Raw genomic sequence first — 4706 nt, 5'->3', positions numbered from 1 at the left:
AAAATATTATTATGATAAAAAGAAAAAGGTGAGATATAAATGACAATCCAATTTTATGGATATCCAAAATGTAGTACATGCAACAAAGCAAGCAAATGGCTGAAAGATAACGATATTCCATTTGAGAATCATCATATCGTTGACGCACCGCCTTCAAAGGAACTATTAAAGGAAATGGTGGCACAAGGCGATTATGAGCTGAAAAAATTCTTCAATACTAGTGGCGTAAAATATCGTGAATTACAATTGAAGGACAAGCTTCCTACTATGTCGGAGGATGAGCAGTTGGAGCTACTTGCTTCGGATGGAAAATTGATTAAACGACCTCTTGTATATAATGGACATAAGCTAACGCTTGGTTTTAAAGAAGAGCAGTTTGAAGACATGTGGAAAACCTCTTAAAGCACCTTGTATTTACTATCAAAATATGTGAATATTAAATAGAATGGATTAATTATTTGAGAGGGGTTTATTTATGAGCGTACCTAAAGATTTTAAGTACTCAGCTGAACATGAATGGGTAAAAAATGAGGACGGAAATGTCCGTATTGGAATTACTCATTTTGCACAATCTGAACTTGGAGATATCGTATTCGTTGAACTTCCACAAGTTGGCGATGAGATCAAGGCAGGAGACGCTTTTGGTAGCGTTGAATCCGTAAAAACTGTTTCAGAATTATATGCACCTATCAGTGGTAAAGTAGTAGAAGTAAATACTGAGCTAGAAGATAGCCCCGAATTTGTTAATGAATCACCTTATGAAAATGCATGGATGATCGTGGTTGAGCCTTCTGACGTATCAGAAGTGGACAGCTTATTATCTCCTGAAAAGTACGAAGAATTAATAGCAGAGTAATAATGAAAACGCCGGTTAATAATCGGCGTTTTTTTCATATAATAAAGGAAAGGATAAGTTGGGAGAGAAGCTAAATGGCACATGTATTTAGTGATAAAATAATTATCGTTGAGGGTAGGTCTGATAAGCTGCAATTATTAAGCCTTCTCGATGAATCTCCAGAAATTATATGTACTAATGGAACGATATCCGATGTAAAATTGGAGGAGCTATTAAGCCCTTATGATGGCTTGCCGATTTATGCTTTTCTAGATGCAGACAAATCCGGGGAACAAATTCGATCGGTCGTTAGGAAGGAGTATCCAGAGGCAATTCATTTGTATACGAACCCGACGTATGGCGAAGTAGCAAACACACCGGCGAAGGTTTTGGCATCTATATTAAAACGTGTTAATATTAAGGTGAAAAAAGAATTTTTACCTTAGGATGATGTGTATGAATGAATGGACTAGAGAACAATGGGATAGCGCTAAAAACAATTCAACACTTACCTTGTTTTATATCTATACGCCTATGTGTGGAACGTGTCAGGTAGCAAGTAAAATGATGAATGTTATTAAAGAAATGGTTACCTATCCAATTGGTCAGGCAAATATTAATTTTCTAGGTGATTTGGCGATAGAACAGGAAATTGAAAGCGTCCCTTGTCTTCTTATTACAAAACATGGGAAAGTGGAAAAGAAAATCTATGCTTTTCAATCAGTTCCTTACTTATTGGAAACAATAAAGGCTATTGACGAAGATGGAAACCTATGATAATATTCGTTATGTTGAAAACACAATTTAATAGTGTCGCTCTTATTAAGAGAGGTGGAGGGAAGTGCCCTTTGAAGCCCGGCAACCGTCATGAAAGTGAAATGGTGCCAAGTCACGCAAAGCTATAGCTTTGGGAAATGAGAGAATGGATGAACGTTATTTTAAATAGATAACATACACCCCTTCTGCTCTTTTGCAGAAGGGGTTTTTTATTAGGAAAGGTGGTCAGATTTACTTGATTAGTTTAAAAGAAGTTTCGAAAAGATTTATTACCAAGCAAGGAGAAATCGTTGCAGTTGATAGTGTAAATCTGGACATACAGCGTGGAGAAATTTTCGGGATTATTGGTTACAGTGGAGCGGGCAAGAGTACGCTAATACGATTGTTGAATGGGCTAGAAAAGCCATCTGACGGTCATATTACAGTGAACGGCCAGGAAATTACATCTATTAATGAGGACAAGCTTCGAAGCTTTCGTCAAAAAGTAAGCATGATCTTCCAGCATTTCAATTTACTTTGGTCGCGAACAGTCGCTGAAAATATAGCATTCCCATTAGAAATTGCAGGAGTTCCAAAGGAAAAAAGAAAAGCTAGAGTAGAAGAGCTTTTAAGCCTTGTTGGATTGGAGGGAAGAGGAGACTCTTACCCATCACAATTATCTGGAGGACAAAAGCAACGCGTAGGAATTGCCAGAGCGTTGGCTAATGGTCCAGAGGTATTGCTTTGTGATGAGGCAACATCTGCTCTTGACCCTGAAACAACCGACTCCATTTTAGACTTGCTCGTAAGCATTAATGAAAAACTCGGACTAACCATTGTGTTAATCACCCATGAGATGCAAGTTATTCAAAAGATCTGTAACCGAGTAGCAGTTATGGAAAATGGGCAAGTTGTAGAAGAGGGAGATGTGCTTGAGGTATTCCAAAAGCCACAACAGCCTATTACAAAGCGTTTCGTTTCTCAAATTTCTGATTCCAAAGAGCCGATTCAAACCATTCAAAACCTAGTTAAGCTTTATCCAAACGGCAAGCTAGTTAAGCTCGTTTTCGTTGGAGATACTACAGAGCAACCAATTCTTTCGAGATTAATCAAACAGTTCGATTTAGAGGTAAACATTGTCCAAGGGAATATCTCTCACACGAAAAGTGGAGCGTTCGGGACACTAATCCTGCAAATCGATGGAAATGAACAAGCGGTGGAAGATGCCATACAATTTATCCACTCGCAAAAAGTTAAAACTGAGGTGATCAACAATGATTGAATCGTTATTTCCAAATGTTGATTGGCCTAAAATGTGGGAAGCCACTATAGAAACCCTTTATATGACCGCAATTTCTACAGTCCTAACAGCAATCTTTGGTCTAATTTTAGGACTTTTATTGTTTTTGACAAGTCCACACCAGGCATGGGCAAATAAAATAGCAAACTGGTTGACCAGTGGAGTAGTTAATATTTTCCGTTCTATTCCTTTTATTATTTTAATCATTTTGTTGATACCATTTACAACGTTGTTGACGGGATCGATGCGTGGTCCGAATGCGGCCATCCCTGCATTAGTAATTGGAGCTGCTCCATTTTATGCCCGTATGGTTTTAATCGGATTACGAGAAATCGACAAGGGTGTTTTAGAGGCAGCTAAATCGATGGGTGCTAAAACCTCTACAATCATTTGGAAGGTTTTATTGCCAGAATCGATGCCAGCCTTAGTATCTGGTATTACCGTAACCTGTATTTCACTAGTTGGTTATACAGCGATGGCTGGAATTATTGGAGCTGGAGGACTTGGAAATCTAGCATTTCAAGATGGATTCCAACGTAGTCGCGAGGATGTAACATTTATTGCCACTATTTTAATATTAATCATCGTCTTTATTCTACAATGGATTGGCGATATTATTACTACAAAAATTGATAAAAGATAGGGAGAGATTGAAAATGAAAAAATTATTGGCTGGGGTTTTATTATCTGTTAGTGCATTAACGCTTGCTGCTTGTGGCGATGAGGATAGCGACAAATTAGTTGTTGGTGCCTCTAACGTACCGCACGCAGAGATTTTAGAGCAGGTAGTACCTATATTAGAAGAACAAGGCATTGAGCTACAAATTGAGACGTACCAAGATTATATACTACCAAATAAAGACCTTGATTCTGGTGACCTAGATGCCAATTACTTTCAACATGCTCCTTATCTAGAATCACAAATGAAGGATTTCGACTATGATTTCGTAAATGCTGGTGGTATCCATATCGAGCCGATTGGTCTTTACTCTAAAAAATATGATTCTATTGAAGAGCTTCCTGAAGGAGCAACTATCTTAATGAGTAATTCGGTTGCTGACCATGGCCGTGTGCTAGCAATGTTAGAAGCAGAGGGTCTAATCACACTTGCAGAGGGAGTCGACAAAACAGCTGCAGAAATCGGTGACATTGTAGACAACCCTAAAAACCTAGAATTCGATCCAAACTACGAAGCTGCTCTAATGGTTCAGTTATATGAAAACAATGAAGGCGACGCATTACTAATCAACTCAAACTACGCAATCGACGCTGGATTAAATCCATTAGAGGATGCAATCGCAATTGAAGACTCAGAATCTCCATACGTAAACCTAGTAGCGGTAAACGCAGGTGACGAAAAAGACGAGCGCATCAAAGCACTAGTAGAAGCACTAAAATCCCAGGAAATTCAAGATTTCATCTTAGAAGAATGGGGCGGAGCAGTAGTTCCGGTGAAATAATTTTAAATGAGAGTTTTGAAGCAAGCACCTGGTGTGCTTGCTTTTTTGTGGGGTGGTAAGAGTGCGTAAATTTGATGGTCGCCCATAAGCTAGTTGAAAGTGTCCCTTAAATGATTTGAAAGAGCCCATAACCCACTTGAAACTGACCCATAAATGAAAGAAAAGCGCCCATAAAGGTGGGAATCGCCCATAAACTAGCGGAAAGTGTCCCATAAAGGGTTTGAAAAAGCCCATAAACCAGTTGAAACTGACCCATAAATGAAATAAAAGCGCCCATAAACGTGAGAAACGCCCATAAGCTAGTGGAAAGTGTCCCATAAAAGGTTTAAAAGAGCCCATAAACCAGTTGAAACTG

At 38.7% G+C, this 4706-nt stretch carries 7 protein-coding genes and 1 riboswitch; all 7 genes read left to right on the top strand.

Going from position 1 to position 4706, the window contains the following annotated elements; translation table 11 throughout:
• The first annotated feature begins 39 nt into the window (after positions 1-39).
• The 7 genes from AC06OU_RS01010 (at position 40) to AC06OU_RS00980 (ending at position 4351) form a co-directional block, all read left to right on the top strand.
• A complete protein-coding gene (locus AC06OU_RS01010; protein ID WP_251556211.1) occupies positions 40-402 on the top strand; it encodes an arsenate reductase family protein in 363 nt (120 codons plus the stop codon).
• 73 nt (positions 403-475) lie between these two features.
• On the top strand, positions 476-856 hold the full coding sequence (gene gcvH / locus AC06OU_RS01005) for a glycine cleavage system protein GcvH (protein WP_169359621.1): 381 nt from the start codon (positions 476-478) through the stop codon (positions 854-856).
• 74 nt (positions 857-930) lie between these two features.
• The gene (locus tag AC06OU_RS01000) at positions 931-1281 is read left to right on the top strand and encodes a toprim domain-containing protein (protein ID WP_169359622.1); all 351 of its coding nucleotides are present in this window, start codon (positions 931-933) and stop codon (positions 1279-1281) included.
• Between the two features lie 10 nt (positions 1282-1291).
• Positions 1292-1612 (top strand): thioredoxin family protein, encoded by a 321-nt coding sequence (locus AC06OU_RS00995; RefSeq protein ID WP_169359623.1) that lies wholly within the window; start codon positions 1292-1294, stop codon positions 1610-1612.
• Between the two features lie 39 nt (positions 1613-1651).
• Positions 1652-1756, top strand: a riboswitch (SAM riboswitch).
• 91 nt (positions 1757-1847) lie between these two features.
• Positions 1848-2873, top strand: coding sequence for a methionine ABC transporter ATP-binding protein (locus tag AC06OU_RS00990; protein ID WP_342567824.1), 1026 nt, complete (start codon positions 1848-1850; stop codon positions 2871-2873).
• Positions 2866-3534 (top strand): methionine ABC transporter permease, encoded by a 669-nt coding sequence (locus AC06OU_RS00985; RefSeq protein WP_475853473.1) that lies wholly within the window; start codon positions 2866-2868, stop codon positions 3532-3534. Before AC06OU_RS00990 ends, AC06OU_RS00985 begins: the two co-directional genes overlap by 8 nt.
• 13 nt (positions 3535-3547) lie before the next feature.
• Entirely contained in the window at positions 3548-4351 is an 804-nt protein-coding gene (locus AC06OU_RS00980) for a MetQ/NlpA family ABC transporter substrate-binding protein (RefSeq protein ID WP_475853472.1), read from the top strand.
• The last annotated feature ends 355 nt before the right edge of the window (positions 4352-4706 follow it).

This window comes from Psychrobacillus sp., from assembly GCF_056205495.1.
The sequence above is the reverse complement of the archived record's forward strand: the minus strand, read 5'-3'. Positions and strand labels throughout refer to the sequence as shown.